12 protein-coding genes are annotated in these 14,669 nt (G+C 35.4%); 4 read left to right on the top strand and 8 right to left on the bottom strand.

Going from position 1 to position 14,669, the window contains the following annotated elements; translation table 11 throughout:
- The first annotated feature begins 154 nt into the window (after positions 1-154).
- From KHA95_RS01365 to KHA95_RS22780, 3 genes are all read left to right on the top strand, one after another.
- Complete coding sequence (locus KHA95_RS01365) at positions 155-1,894, top strand: phospho-sugar mutase (RefSeq protein ID WP_213135675.1); 1,740 nt, start codon at positions 155-157, stop codon at positions 1,892-1,894.
- 278 nt (positions 1,895-2,172) lie between these two features.
- A complete protein-coding gene (locus tag KHA95_RS23315) occupies positions 2,173-2,334 on the top strand; it encodes an LCP family glycopolymer transferase (protein WP_213135674.1) in 162 nt (53 codons plus the stop codon).
- Positions 2,335-3,226: 892 nt separating this feature from the next.
- Positions 3,227-3,988, top strand: coding sequence for an acyltransferase (locus KHA95_RS22780; RefSeq protein ID WP_249316438.1), 762 nt, complete (start codon positions 3,227-3,229; stop codon positions 3,986-3,988).
- Between the two features lie 675 nt (positions 3,989-4,663).
- Here KHA95_RS22780 and KHA95_RS01350 read toward each other — a convergent pair.
- The 8 genes from KHA95_RS01350 to KHA95_RS01315 all read right to left on the bottom strand — a co-directional run bounded on the left by KHA95_RS01350 (position 4,664) and on the right by KHA95_RS01315 (position 13,145).
- A complete protein-coding gene (locus KHA95_RS01350; protein WP_213135673.1) occupies positions 4,664-5,521 on the bottom strand; it encodes a MurR/RpiR family transcriptional regulator in 858 nt (285 codons plus the stop codon).
- A 64-nt stretch (positions 5,522-5,585) separates the two neighbouring features.
- Positions 5,586-6,764 carry an ADP-dependent glucokinase/phosphofructokinase gene (locus tag KHA95_RS01345; RefSeq protein ID WP_213135672.1) on the bottom strand — a complete coding sequence of 393 codons (1,179 nt, stop codon included), beginning with the start codon at positions 6,762-6,764 and terminating at the stop codon, positions 5,586-5,588.
- A gap of 412 nt (positions 6,765-7,176) precedes the next feature.
- On the bottom strand, positions 7,177-8,013 hold the full coding sequence (locus KHA95_RS01340; RefSeq protein ID WP_213135671.1) for a carbohydrate ABC transporter permease: 837 nt from the start codon (positions 8,011-8,013) through the stop codon (positions 7,177-7,179).
- A gap of 1 nt (position 8,014) precedes the next feature.
- The gene (locus KHA95_RS01335) at positions 8,015-8,911 is read right to left on the bottom strand and encodes a carbohydrate ABC transporter permease (RefSeq protein ID WP_249316436.1); all 897 of its coding nucleotides are present in this window, start codon (positions 8,909-8,911) and stop codon (positions 8,015-8,017) included.
- A gap of 112 nt (positions 8,912-9,023) precedes the next feature.
- On the bottom strand, positions 9,024-10,334 hold the full coding sequence (locus KHA95_RS01330; RefSeq protein WP_249316434.1) for an ABC transporter substrate-binding protein: 1,311 nt from the start codon (positions 10,332-10,334) through the stop codon (positions 9,024-9,026).
- 139 nt (positions 10,335-10,473) lie between these two features.
- Entirely contained in the window at positions 10,474-11,010 is a 537-nt protein-coding gene (locus tag KHA95_RS01325; RefSeq protein ID WP_283248109.1) for a D-lyxose/D-mannose family sugar isomerase, read from the bottom strand.
- Between the two features lie 104 nt (positions 11,011-11,114).
- Positions 11,115-12,032 (bottom strand): ketose-bisphosphate aldolase, encoded by a 918-nt coding sequence (locus tag KHA95_RS01320; protein WP_213135669.1) that lies wholly within the window; start codon positions 12,030-12,032, stop codon positions 11,115-11,117.
- A gap of 798 nt (positions 12,033-12,830) precedes the next feature.
- The gene (locus KHA95_RS01315) at positions 12,831-13,145 is read right to left on the bottom strand and encodes a helix-turn-helix domain-containing protein (RefSeq protein ID WP_213135668.1); all 315 of its coding nucleotides are present in this window, start codon (positions 13,143-13,145) and stop codon (positions 12,831-12,833) included.
- A 460-nt stretch (positions 13,146-13,605) separates the two neighbouring features.
- Between KHA95_RS01315 and KHA95_RS01310 the strand changes: the two genes are divergently transcribed.
- Positions 13,606-14,622, top strand: a complete 1,017-nt coding sequence (locus tag KHA95_RS01310; RefSeq protein ID WP_213135667.1) for a LacI family DNA-binding transcriptional regulator — start codon at positions 13,606-13,608, stop codon at positions 14,620-14,622.
- The last annotated feature ends 47 nt before the right edge of the window (positions 14,623-14,669 follow it).

Below are 14,669 nucleotides of genomic sequence, written 5' to 3'. Positions count from 1 at the left end.
TAACCTGGCTATATTTATTCTAGTTAAGATATATCCGATTTCAATAAAAATCGAAGATATATAAGGTGGTATAAATTTTATTCTTCTTTATAGATTGAAAAAAACTAATAAATTTAAGTGCAAATTTCTTTTTGCAAGGAGGCAAACATTTTTAATGTGGAATAGTGTAGTGAATAAATGGTTTGAATTTTCAAATTTAGATGCAAAGTTAAGACAGCAATTAATCGAAATACAATCTAATAAAAAATTATTAGAAGATAGCTTTTATAAAGATTTAGAGTTTGGAACAGGTGGAATGCGTGGTGTGCTGGGACCTGGAACAAACAGAATGAATATTTATACGGTTCGAAAGGCAACGGAAGGTCTCGCTCGGTACATTGCTTGGCAAGGGGATGAAGCTAAGGCTCGCGGATTAGTGATTGCTTATGATTCCCGGCACATGTCACCTGAATTTGCACTAGAAGTAGCAAAAACAGCAGGAAAACATGGGATTAAGGTCTATCTATTTGATGGTTTACGCCCTACCCCGGTATTATCATTTGCTGTGAGGTACTTACATGCTTTTGCAGGAGTTGTAATTACGGCAAGTCATAATCCACCAGAATATAATGGGTTTAAGGTGTACGGTGAAGATGGTGGGCAAATTCCACTGGCAGCTGCAGATACAATTACTCGATTCGTCCGTGGGGTCGGCGACGAGTTAACAATTGAGTTTACTCACGAAGATGATCTTTTGGATAGGGGTCTTCTATTATATATTGGTAAAGAAGTAGACGATGCTTATACTGAAAAATTGAAATTAATTCAATTAAATCGAGAAGTAGTTAAGCAAGTAGGAAAAGAACTCTCTATCGTATTTACTCCACTTCACGGAACTGCAAATCAATCTGTTCGAGATGGATTGGCAGCGTTTGGCTTCGAAAACTTGACAATTGTAAAAGAGCAGGAATTACCAGATCCGAATTTTACAACAGTAGCATCACCAAATCCCGAAGAACATGCTGCATTTGAACTTGCCATACGTTATGGAGAGGAAATAAATGCAGATATTTTAATAGGAACTGACCCAGATGCGGATCGACTTGGTGTTGCGGTCAAAAATAATATGGGGAAATACGTTGTTTTAACTGGAAATCAGGTCGGAGCTTTAATGCTTCAGTATTTGCTCGATCAGAAAAAGAAAAATGGCACGTTACTCCCTAGTGGAGTCGTCATTAAAACAATTGTCACTTCCGAAATTGGTCGAATGATTGCATCACACTATGGCATAAAAACAATGGATACATTAACTGGCTTTAAATTTATAGGGGAAAAGATTAAAGAGTTCGAGCAAAGTTGTGAACATCACTTTTTATTTGGATATGAGGAAAGTTACGGTTATTTAATTGGTGATTTTGTTCGGGATAAGGATGCTGTTCAGTCAGCTGTTTTTGTTGCTGAAGTAGCAGCTTATTACAAAATGCAAGGTAAATCTCTATATGATGCATTGATGGAAATCTTCGAAAAGTATGGATATTATCAAGAGTCACTTCGCTCATTGACGCTGAAGGGTAAATGTGGTGTGAACCAGATTACAGAGATATTGGAATCATTCCGTAATCAACCACCGAAATTGGTCAATGGTATTATGGTGATTGAAATGGAGGACTATGCAACGGGCCAATGTATAGATATAAATACTGGTTTCACAACATTGCTTCAATTACCAAAATCAAATGTTTTGAAATTTAACTTAGAAGACGGATCATGGTTCTGTGTACGCCCATCAGGAACCGAACCCAAATGTAAATTTTATTTTGCTGTAAAAGGTAATTCATTGGTGGATAGTCAAGGGAAATTGAAGTCTCTTGAGAATGAAGTTATGGAATTGTTGAAAGGGGTAGTAAAGGTATAGGCACATTTAAAGTTGAGAGGAAGTAGCAATGGAAAGATCTAAGTCCCAAAAAAGATGAGTATTAAAATTTACTATCATTGCGTTCTTTCTTCTTACTGTTGGGGGTGGTAAGATGCTTATTCTATTTACGATAAACTTATAAAATAGCACTTACTACCCACTCTCCGAGTGAACTTCTTCCTGAAGTAAAGGAACCAGTAGAATTAGAAAGCAGTACCTTTTTCTGTCTTAATTTTAGGGGGGACAAACTACCAGGGGATAGAGGGCGCTCAGACACGTTGCTTGTAATGACAGTAAAATCGGTAAATAAGTTGAGCATTCCTCGTGATACACGATTGGAAACTGTTAGAAAAGAAATTAATGATAAAATTAATCATGCTTACGTTTTCGGTGGTATCGGAATGGCAATGAATACAGTAAACGAGTCCTTGATATTATAATTGATTTATTACATTAAAGTGAATATGGAAGGATTTAAAGATATCGTAGATCAGTTGGGGGAGAGGTCGATAATTCCCTCGACTTTAAATGTGAAGGTAATCGCTAACAAAAGAGCATTCTTACCTTAAAAGGTGACCTAGCTCTTAAATATTCAAGTATGAGATATGATGATCCTCATGGGAGGGTCGATAGGGAAATTCGTAATAATCTTAAAGTTATAAACAACAGCATTCAAACAAATCTCACCTTTGAAGAAATGATAATATACAAAAATTATGTTAATGCTCTTCACAAAATAGAACAGATTCAAATAATCAGAAGTGGTACAAAATTGGCGGGATAGGGGCACTATCTTGTTCCACAAAATGAGCGAACCGAGATTTAGGTACATTTAAAGGGAATTATAAGGGATTAAAAACAAAGCTTCCAGAAATTTAATTCCTTTTGTATTTTTTGTTTGGAGAACCTATTTTATAGGCTTAAACAAACTGAGAGTTCATCTATGGCTATGAAATGTACACTATCAATAATTTATTATACAAAAACATACAGGATACTTTATCTTCAAAATACCAATCCATACTGTATGAAGTATTGTATTCATACCTGTAATATTGATTTTATCTGACTAAAGTGGCAAATTAAATATTGCAACAATCATGATTTAAATCCACTGTTCACCAATATTTAGCAGGTGATTATATGAATAGTAATATTCTTTCATTGTTCTTTTGGTATGTTTATTATCAGCATGATCTCACAAGAACGAAAAAATACATTAGATTATATTTTAGACGCTAATGGACAAAAACTAATCCACTTTTGCCCCCCACATCTTGCGCGGGGGGGGGAGTTAATCCAACCGCTAATCCCTATTAATAAGGTTTAGTGATGATCGAAATTTTTCATTCTCAACAGCCTCATAAAACGTATTTCACATTATTGCATAATTGTTATTTATTACTACTTTTTATGCGCTATAATAGCCTAGAGGTGAAAAAAATGGGAGTTTTATTTAAACTTGGACGTGTAATAAAAAGTATATACTTTTCGTATAAGTACTCAAAAAATACAGCTAGAAGTGTGCCAATCAGAGCAAACTGGAATTCTATTATAAAAGCTAAGAAAAATTCCAAATTTGATGTCCGAAGATTGTACATGGGGCAGTATGAAACTCGTGTGGGGGAAATAGGTCAAAAGAAATTGGATAGGACTGTTTTGCAACTTGAGGATTTTAGTACAATTAATGTAAAAGGCGAAGCATCGCTAGGACCAGGTGTTAGGGTCATCATTGGACCGAAAGCAGATGTGAAAATAGGAAATGGTAGTTTCATATCTTCGAACAGCACTATAATTTGCCAAAAATCTATTGAAATTGGAGAAAACTGTGCCATTTCATGGGACGTTCAAATCATGGATACGGATTTCCATGCATTTCAACTCGCAAAAGGACAATCGGAAGCAACCAGTCCGATTAAAATAGGTGATAATGTTTGGATAGGGAGTAGGGTTACGATATTAAAAGGAGTGACTATCGGTAGTGGTTCGGTTATTGCAGCTGGAACAGTAGTTACAAAAGATATTCCGTCTAACTCGGTGGTTGGTGGAGTTCCTGCGAAGCTTATTAAAAAGGATGTTAAATGGATTCTTTAAATTTTACATATTGAACAAACTGTTGATCAAAAAATATTTGAGATGGCAAGTGGAAAGGGACAACGCATTTAGAGCTATTTTTTTTCTATCCATTTCTTAAAGCACCAAATCATAAAGGTAAAATTCAATTATTTATTAAATTGATAATGATGCCTGAAATTAATAGGTCTAAAGTATCGGTTGTTAAGCTACTATACATTACTTTCAATAATTAAGGAGTTCAGAAATTCTTTTGCAAATAGAAAATGTAGGTAATGCATTTAATTTATGTGACTCGGGACTCTTACATGAGGGTAAGAAAAAATTGTAGTTATATAGATAATGTAACCAATAATCCCCACCTATTCCCAGATGGGGATTTCTTAGATAACTTACTAAAATTAATGCATATGGTAGTAATGTTGGTGACCAAGGAAGTAATTGTTCTAAGGTACTTACATCTCTAAAATTCATATAGGGAAGCATCTCTAAAAGACAGCGAAGAAATAGTACTGATCTAGTACATTTCCCTCTTTGCTATCTCAACAATGATATATATAATAATCAGCTCGCTTTTGTTGTGGATAGCTAATTTCTTCTACCCACCATATGCTGTCCTTATTAAACACTCACTATGCTCAATCTGCATCCTCTAATAAAAAACACAAACTTATCCCATAAATTTCAATCGCATCCTCAATATTTATAATCCGATAATCGCTGTTCTAAATCGCTAATAGATTCAAATGAATTATCGAAGTTGATCTTCGATAATAGGAGGAATAACGTGTCAATCACTGAAATCGCCGGGACTCTTGAGAAACTAAATTCTTTAAAAAACAGTTTTTCATTTGTAATGCTCGTTAGCTGAATATCTGACATACGAGAAAGGGGAGACTTAAAATGATTCGTGATGCTAATCGTTGAAGCTTTTCTTTTCTTAGCAATTTCAAATATTTGAAGTAAGAGTTTCGAGTTTCCCGAATTTGATATTCCGATCACCACATCATTTTCTGTTAACGTTTGGGCAAGGTTTACTTGCATTTCAGGAGTTGTATTTACAATCGAGCGAATTCCGATTTGATTAAATTTATAGGCTCCATCTAAAGCGGCTGGAATAGAATTACCGGCAGCAACAAAGTGAACAATACTGCTCTTTTCTATAAGGTCGAGGCATTTTTGCACAGCTTGTGGGTCAAGAAAAGAAGCGGTTTGTTTCAGTTCATCAATCTTATACGCATAAATATTTTGGATGGATTCTTCAATATTATCTAAATTTACAGTTGGTGAATGTGTAGTCTTTTCTGGATTATTGATTTCCCTAGCTAATGTTATTTTAAAATGATGGAAGCCTTTCAGTCCGATTTTTTTGCAGAATCTGACAATGGTTGCTTCACTAACATCACATTGCTCTGAGAGCTCGGCCACGCTCATATCGATCACGTTATAATATTCTGTTATTACATAGTTGGCCACTTTTCGTTCTGCCTCATGTAGTGTTGGATAAATGCTATTGACAATATTTAATAAATTATTTTCTCTTACGGTCGACATAAAATCCTCCTTCCGTATCCAATTCGTATTGTTTTTGTAAATTTCCCTAATCCCCATTTAATGATCATGTCATTTTTACCAATTCAATAAATTTATTTGGGGCTTCAACGAGCAAGCCAGCAGTGAAGGTATCTCCCAATCCGGTAGTACTCGTAATTTTTCCGATATAACCTGGACAAATGGTAATATCTTTGCGTTCATTCGTGATATCTCTTAATTTTTCTCCTCTTGGATTTAGTGGTGATTGTTCAGCTAATGACTTAATTTCATTTTTGCTACATATTTTCCCAGTTGAGGCTCTAGCAAAGGCAAATTGGTTTCCATTTCGTAATGAAGTCTCCCATAGATTAGTATCATATTGAGTAGACTTAGCTAGGGAAAATTGCTTTGTATGAAGGATAAAGTGAGAAACACCTAAATGCTCATACGCTTCATCAATTGAGTTTATTAACTGTTCATCCTCATATTCTAGTAATGGTTTTTTTAGTTCAAATAAATCGTGAAATTCATCTTCATTCATTCCTATACTATCAATACACCCTTTCATATTTTTTATGATTTTCCTTTGTTCATTCAACGACCATATTGAGGCGAGTTCTAAATGAACCTTTGGTTTTCTTTTCCCCATTAACTTTAATACATCCACTGTTTCTTGTAAAAAATGCGAAATTTCATCACTACTATCAAACGAATTATATCCTGAAATTAGCAACCAATGAACATTATTTTCTACGTTTAAAAATTCGTTTACAAAAGCGTCTCCAATCATATTTGAAGAAAACTCGTTGTCTTTTCGAAAGATAATTCTATTTGAAGTTATACCGTTATCATATTCCAAAATATAATGTTTTGGGACTTCGCCTGTCCGTTTCGGTATTAGTTTTAAATTCTCGTAATCTGAAACTAAAGAGGCTAACTCTTCGGATATGACAGGTATATTTACAATGGAAGTGTATCCTGCACGACTAGCTGCACACCCAGCTTGTATGCCGGTTCCACCAATTGCTTTTTTCCATTTCAATGCCTTTTCCAAGCGAGATAGGATTGATGGCTCAGTTACAATATACTCGGCGCCACTTCCTTTCTTTATATTCGATGCTACCGCCATGCAAAACTTCTCCCACGTATCAATGACTGTGTCAATTTCGCCAGTAGCATTCGCCTTAATTTCTTCATAAAACTGTTCGGTAACATTGGCCAACAAATCAATATTAGCCGTGAAACCAAATGAGATACTTTTCATACTTTGATTGCTCCCTTCATCATATATTGAGCAATTATGTATTGCTCTTAATATTCCAAGTCTTGTAGCGGCTTAATTATTTATTTTTCTAGCAAAAGAAGAAGAAAACCGCGAGGAGATTTTATAGAACTAAATAAGCCCCAATTAACTAGAGGCTAGGAAAAAGCTTTTATAAAAATCCAAATGCGAACGATAGCAACTGCAAATAACTCGCTTGGAAATATACTTCGCTTTCCGCGGGCGGCTGGTGAGTCTCCCCGTGCTGTGCACTGCGGGGTCTCACCGATGCCTTTCCCCCGCAGGAGTCTACGTATATTTCCTACGCTAATGCAATACATTGTTCGCCTATGGACTTGATTACTTTAGATATGTCCCAGCCTCTTTAAGATGAGACTTAGTATGTTATTTTTACCTAGTTTTTAATAGCTCCAGATGTCATCCCTGCAATGAAGTACCTTTGGAAAAATAAGAATAAGAGTAATACTGGTAACGATCCAAGTATGCTCATTGCCATCATTTGGTTCCATTCGTAAGCATGCTGCCCCATTAACAAACTAATTCCTACTGGGACAGTCCGAAAATCATTTGTCTTCGTTAAAGCTAAGGCAAAGAGATATTCATTCCACGACAGCATAAAGGTATACATTCCAACAGAAACCATTCCAGGAATTGCTACGGGAACTAAAACAGATCTAAGTGCTCTAAATTTCGATCCACCATCAATCATAACTGCTTCATCTAAGTCTTTTGGCAATGTATTAAAATAGCCAGTCATCATTAAAATTGCATAAGGTAATGTAAATAGCAGGTAAGTTAAAATCAATGCACCATATGTGTTATACAAATTAAGTGTTACGATCAAGCTCAAATATGGGATTAATAAAGCGATAGGTGGTACCGCTTGCACACTTATAATGACCGTATTGATTATTTTTTTGCCTGGAAAGTCAAACCTGCTGAAACTATACGCAGCGAGAATGCTTATAATTAAAGTCAAAATTACTACAGTAAAGGCGATAAAGTAACTATTAACGAAAAATCTAATCTTTTCAGGATTTTTGAAAATCTGTAAGTAAGCTTCGAATGTGAAATTTTCAGAAATCCACAATGGTGGCCATGCAAAAATTTCGGAGTTAGGTTTAAAGGAATTTAAAAGCATCCACAAGATTGGAAAACCTGCAAAGATTGCGCCCATAACTAATAGGATGATAACGATAAACTTAATATACCATTTTCTTTGTCCTACCATATTATTCCTGTCCTCTCTGTTGTCGCACATAGAAGATCGCGACGATTGTACATACGACTAACAAAATTACTGAGCTAGTAGAAGCCATAGAATACTGATATTTACTAAAGCCTAGTTTATAAATAAACGTACTGAGCATCTCTGTCGCATTAATTGGTCCTCCACCAGTGGTCATCCAAATAAGGGCAAATTGCTGTATGGTCCATACAAAATCTAACAATACTAAACTAATTAAAATTGGCTTTAACTGGGGAATGGTAATACGGAAAAAACGCTGTACGCTGTTTGCTCCATCAATTGCTGAAGACTCATAAAGGTCTGATTGTATACCTTGAAGTCCAGCTAATATACTGATCATAAAGAAGGGGTATCCCGCCCAAATATTAATCGTTGTAACTGAAAATAATGCAAAATCTCTCGAGGCTAACCATTCAATTTGAGTACTCGTTAAATTTAATTCTACTAATAAATAGTTAATTACACCGTTTGGGTTTAATAACATTTTCCAAAGAACGGCTATAACAGCCGCAGTAAACATCCATGGTAAAGCAAATATTACTCTGAACAAAGCTTTGGTTTTTGTACTAAGATAATGTGTATTTAATAACATGGCAAAGGTCATACCAAGAATCATATGTGCAATGACACTTCCACCAACAAAAATGAATGTATTCTTTGCAGCCACTAAAAATGATTTATCCGTTAATAGATTTTTAAAGTTTTCAATCCCTACAAATACAGGATTGTTATTTACAATTACATTGTCATAAAACGAATAGCGAATAACCATAAAAATAGGTATAACTAATAATATAGCCATTAATATAATGGTCGGTAAAAGGTATAAATATGGCTCGGATTTCTTTTTAAAATATTGTGCTTTTCTGTTATCGCGCAACCTTCTATTATACCGTAATTTTTTTATCGCTTCAGTTATCACCTGCCATTACCACCTTTCTAACACAGGGATGTATGCAAAACATACATCCCGTTGATTGATCGAGTATTTATTAATTAAATGCTTGTTCCCAAATTTGTTGGGTTTCCTCTAACATATCATTTGCTGAACTTGTATCTCCATCTAGGTAAAGTTGTAGTTGTTCATCAAACGTTCTCATTAATTCTTCTGAAATTGGAAGTCCAGTAAATTCATTAACGGCATAGCTGTCTTGATATAGTTTATAAGCTTTTAAGAACAACTCATCCGCTGAAGAATAATCAGGATCAGCTTTTGTGTTTCCAGGGAAGGCATTTGCATGAACAGCAATTTCTGCATTTACTTCAGGACTCATTAGGTATTCAATAAACTTCATCGCTTCTGCTTTATGTTTGCTATTTTCAGCAATTCCGATTCCCCAGTTTGCTACGTCCATACCACTTTCTCCGCTATAACCATCTTTAACTGGAATAGGAACGAAATCGAAGTTTAAATCAGGTGCTCCTTTTTTAATCAGTGATAAGTGAGCTAACGAATCAGTCATAAATGCGATACGTCCATTTGTAAACTCTTCGACCATATCCGATTCCTTCATCGCATATGCGCCTGGAGCTACTACCTCAGCATCAAATAGATCTTTTACAAACTCAACCGTAGCAGTTAAGTCTTCATTGTTCGTCAATGCAGGCTTTCCGTCATTTAACATAGACCCTCCAGAAGCCCATAGCCAACTCATAAAATTATTTTGAATACCACTTGGAGATTCAGTAGACAATGGAATCGCCCATCCTGCTTTCCCCGTTGAGGTACTGATTTTACTAGTTACTTCACTAAATTCAGACCATGTTTTAGGTATTTCTTCAATGCCAGCCTCTTCTAAAATATCTAAGTTTACATACATCGGATAGGCAAAATTCGCAACAGGAATCATATACGTATTCCCATCAACCCTAATTTGATCGGATAATTGACTATCATCATATCCATCGGCTTCCATTAAGGCAGTTAAATTTGCAATCGATCCTTGTTTGGCAAAATCATATACCCAAGAACCATCAAGTCCAACGACATCTGCCATCGTTCCTGACGCTGCACCAGCTGCAATTTGTGTTTTTGTATCAGCATAAGGATTACTTAATAGTTTGATCTTAATTCCTGTTTCAGCAGTGAATCCGTCAACGATTTCCTGAAGAACACCATCTGGTAATTCTACTCCCCACCATTGTTGAAACTCTAAAGTAATTTCATCGCCGCCATCTTTACCATTACTATTAGAATCATTTGGCTTGCTACCTGTTTTATTTTCAGAAGAACAACCTACTAGAATCATCAACATACCAATTACCAATAAAATTGAAAACAGACCCCTTTTTAGTGTTTTCAAATTAAACCCTCCCTGATTTATCATTTTATGAGCCTTTACCGTCGGACGTGGTTGCGCTTACATAAAAACTAGTTAATTTATGAGAATCTAGCGATAGAAAAGAAGAAACCTTTTTTCTTCTTTTCTATCTCGTGCTAAGTCATTCTGGAATACGAGTAATTCTAGGATCTGTAAAGATATCTGAAGCATCATCGCTATTTGATGAAAATTCTGAAATAATGGCACCTTCAGACCCCGCTTGGAACCAATGCTTCGTATTTTCAGGAATGGTATATTGCTCTCCTTCATGAAGCACTACTTCATGAAAAACAGTGTAGTACTCCTTATCCTTTTCGGGAGGGAGAACTGAAGGCTGCTCCTTTTTCGATCCTTCGACATAAAGATAAACAGTTCCTTTTCGGCAACGGAAAGTTTCTAATTTACCGGGATTGCCATCCTCGCGGGGAGGGTGGCGATGCTCCGGACAGGTTTGATTAGGAAACAGCACCAAATCTTTTGCGCAATAACGTTCGTTGTTCACATAAGTGATTAATTGTAATCCAGATGCTTCAAGATGATTTAATCCAAAATCGGCAATTTCAATTTTTTCCTTTTCAGCTTTTGTTAAAATAATCCCGGCATCAGCTAACATATTAGCAACCATTTCCTGATAATCTTTTGTATGAAATTTGGTCATTTAACATCTCTCTTTCTATTGCTTGAAATAGATATTATGTTAAAAGTAATGATGATTCGTCTAGGGTGTGTTAAGGTGAAAGGCATTTTTAGTTTGAAAAATTGTTAGTATCGTTTTTCCGCAACTGCAGTTTTTTCTGTTTTCTGAGGAGTTGAAAGATCTGTGTAAAGACTTGCTTTACCTGCTGAGTTGAATAAATGCATCTTATGATTAATCACTTTTCGGGCTTCCAAAATACATTCAGGATAAATGATGTTTGGATCCCAGTATTCAGTCGTATTTAAGATTTCTCGAGCCTTTTTGAAGTACGCATATTTCATATCACTCGAAATATTGATTTTACCTACGCCAAGTTTAATAGATTGTGCGATTTCACTATCAGGATTTGATGAACCTCCGTGTAATACTAATGGAATATCTACTAACGCATTAATTTCCTCTAAGATATCCAATTGTAATTCCGGCTTGATATCTTTAGGATAGATTCCATGTGCTGTACCAATCGCAACCGCTAATGAATCAACCCCCGTTCTATTAACAAAATCTCTCGCCTCGGCCGGTTCTGTGTATATGATTTTTGAAACACCGCCCTCAATAGAGTTACCTGTATTTCCAATTGTTCCAAGTTCTCCTTCTACTGATACTCCAAGAGCGTGAGCAAGATCTACTACTTTTTTCGTTATTGCAATATTTTCTTCATACGGTAAAAGGGAACCATCAATCATGACAGATGTAAAACCGCAACGAATTGCTCTAAGCACCTCTTCAATGGAACCGCCATGGTCTAAATGAAGAACAAAAGGGACTCTACTTTCATATACACGATGTCTAACATATGAGAAAAACTCATCTGTTAAAAACTCTAGCTCCGATGGATGGATTGCAATAATAGCAGGTGAATTTATATTTTCCGCCTCTTCAACAACAGCTCTAAAAAAAGAACTATCGGCCACATTAAAAGCACCTACCGCAAATTTATGTTCGTTCGCAACTGTTAGCAACTCTTTCATTGTAATTAGCATTATGTTCTCTCCTTGTCATCTTTGGGATTTACAATACACAACCATAATCAAAGCGTTTACATTTAAGGGTCTTTACGATCACCTCTTTGTGTAAGTATGTATAACTACTAAATTTTACGAAATTTTATTTCGTGTAGTTTATAGAAAATTAAATTTCATTCAATGTGATTACATGAAATTTAATTTCTTGATACAAATATAAAGCATACTATTTTGAATTTCAAGTCATTTCGAACAAATTAAATAATTTTTTTTACTTAAAATATAAAATTACAGGCAAAGCCTGAATCATTAAGGGGAAAAATAAGCTAATACAACTTGTCTATTAACGGTTAGAGATGAGTAGGGGAAACTTTAATTGAACGATCACAGCTTCATTCTTTATTAAAATTGGTGCTCGTCACTATTGGTTAATTTTTTTAGCAAAAAGGGATGTTTGAATGGGATTTATTTTTTTGACTGATAAGGAAGATGGAGGGGAGATTAAGAAGAAGTGAATTCGGAAAATGTTAAAAATCTTGTGAAACAGGAAACTTTTTGATGCTTATATTTAGATTAGCAAAAGTACGCTATATGTAGTTCCTAGTTTTCCCTAATGATGGGTTCAAAAATAGGTAGTCTGTGGATAATAGTGATAGACACCATTCCGGAACGCGGGCAATTATCCATATCAAATAAACCCCATTGATGCATTAAAGTAATGCGTCAATGGGGTTTGTTTGCTTTTGAGTCACAATATCATGTAAATGCCTGCGTTATCCTTAAGTCATTATCTATTCTGGTTTTAGTAGGGGTGTCTTACTTTTCCCTCACCAAACTTAAAAATTCATTTAATTTAATCCGTGCTTCGGGACTTAGTGTTTTCACTGTATTAATAAGTTGTATTAGGTCAGCTGGAGTATCGTTAAAATCAGAGGCAAAGAAAGACGATAAATTAGAATCGAGAGCATGAAGAATTCGGTCTAACATGTCTACATCTGGTATTGCTTTATTATTTTCAAAACGGCTTATATAGGATTGGGAAACATTTACTTTATCTGCAAGTTCTTGTGTAGTTAAATTTTTGGCCTTCCGGAGTTCTCTTAATAGATTTCCAACTTTTTGTTCTCTCATCTTATGCTCCTTTCAATCCCTTTTAATTATATTTTAGCTTTCTTAGAATTGATTGGCATGAATAACCAAGTAATAGAACAAATAGATATAAAAGTGTTGACTAATAGAACCATATGTAATAATATGTTGGATAATAATTATTATATGTACTTAAAGGAGGGCAGTGAATGCTAGCTAGATTTTGTTGTCACGATAGGGTGCGCTTTATCAAAGTTTAATGAGAGTGCTATTTAATTGTGGTGAATGATGTACTTGTATATATCCTGTTGGGTGTTAGAACCAATTGCTAGGAAATGTTGAAGACTCAGGTTTCAAATTTTAAAACGATAAAAGGCTAGTAAGATAAGTAATCTATCCGTATTTCACCTAATTTAAGTTCGATTAATGCAAATAACATTATTTGCATGCAAAAAAAAGAAAACGTTTTACTAATCAACGAAATAGGAACAAGGAGCAGAAAATGCCAGTAACCATCAAGGATATAGCTAGAATTGCCAACGTCTCCATCACAACCGTATCAAGGGTGTTAAATAATAAATCGGAAGGGATTGGAGATGATACCCGAAAAAAGGTATTGAGCATTATTCAAGAACTAGATTATCGCCCCAATTCCATTGCGAGAAGTATGATTACTAAAAAAACGAATACGATTGGTTTGATTATTCCTGATATTAGAAACCCATTCTTTCCTGAGTTAGTGAGGGGTGCTGAGGATGTGGCGAAGCAATCGAACTATAATATTTTCCTATGTAATACGGATGGAGATAAAGCAAGTGAAACGGAGTATATACAGTTAATGCAAGAAAAAAGCGTTGATGGAATTATATTTACTCACTCCTATGCAACATTGAGTAAGCAAATAGAAGCATTGGCCAATCAGCACAATACACCCATTGTATTATTAGACCGTGGTTTGGATGACGACCAATTTAGTGGCGTTTATATCGATAATGAGAAAGCGGGATATTTAGCTACGAAATTTTTGCTGGAACTTAACCACGTAAAGATTGGCTGTATAACTGGCCCCTCACATATTCCAAATTCGAACAAACGCCTAAAGGGATATGCCAAAGCGTTGGATGAATGGGGGATAGTTGTTAATCAAAACGTTATTATTCAAGGCGATTATCAATGGGAAGGAGGATACGTGGCAGCAAAGCAATTGCTACAAAAAGAAAAGGTAAGTGCCATTTTTGCCTTTAATGATTTGATGGCATTTGGTGTGTATCAAGCAGCAGGGGAGCTAGGAATGAGGATCCCTGACGATCTATCAGTGATTGGATTTGACAACCTGAAGTATAACGAATTTATGAATCCAAGACTGACAACGATTGATCAATCCACCTATAAAATGGGCGAAGCTGCAATCCAGCTCCTTCTTAAACAAATAGAGGCAGAGGAAGCGTTTGAACATCAAACAATTTATCTTGAGCCCAACTTGATTGTAAGAGAGAGTTGTATGCGTTATGAAACGTAAAAATGGTAGAGCCATAGGATTCAAGGATATTAGAAATGGAGGAAATA

It is taken from the genome of Bacillus sp. FJAT-50079, from assembly GCF_018343515.1.
In the GTDB taxonomy this organism is placed as follows: domain Bacteria; phylum Bacillota; class Bacilli; order Bacillales; family Bacillaceae_C; genus Lederbergia.
This window is presented reverse-complemented; position numbering and strand designations above follow the sequence as displayed.

What these genes read in the sequence shown, in the direction of transcription:
- KHA95_RS01365 (WP_213135675.1), top strand. Translation starts at nt 155, where the DNA reads ATGTGGAATAGTGTAGTGAATAAATGGTTTGAATTTTCAAATTTAGAT.
- KHA95_RS01320 (WP_213135669.1), bottom strand. Translation starts at nt 12,032, where the DNA reads ATGCTAATTACAATGAAAGAGTTGCTAACAGTTGCGAACGAACATAAA.
- KHA95_RS22780 (WP_249316438.1), top strand. Translation starts at nt 3,227, where the DNA reads ATGATCGAAATTTTTCATTCTCAACAGCCTCATAAAACGTATTTCACA.
- KHA95_RS01350 (WP_213135673.1), bottom strand. Translation starts at nt 5,521, where the DNA reads ATGTCGACCGTAAGAGAAAATAATTTATTAAATATTGTCAATAGCATT.
- KHA95_RS01325 (WP_283248109.1), bottom strand. Translation starts at nt 11,010, where the DNA reads ATGACCAAATTTCATACAAAAGATTATCAGGAAATGGTTGCTAATATG.
- KHA95_RS01340 (WP_213135671.1), bottom strand. Translation starts at nt 8,013, where the DNA reads ATGGTAGGACAAAGAAAATGGTATATTAAGTTTATCGTTATCATCCTA.
- KHA95_RS01315 (WP_213135668.1), bottom strand. Translation starts at nt 13,145, where the DNA reads ATGAGAGAACAAAAAGTTGGAAATCTATTAAGAGAACTCCGGAAGGCC.
- KHA95_RS01345 (WP_213135672.1), bottom strand. Translation starts at nt 6,764, where the DNA reads ATGAAAAGTATCTCATTTGGTTTCACGGCTAATATTGATTTGTTGGCC.
- KHA95_RS01310 (WP_213135667.1), top strand. Translation starts at nt 13,606, where the DNA reads ATGCCAGTAACCATCAAGGATATAGCTAGAATTGCCAACGTCTCCATC.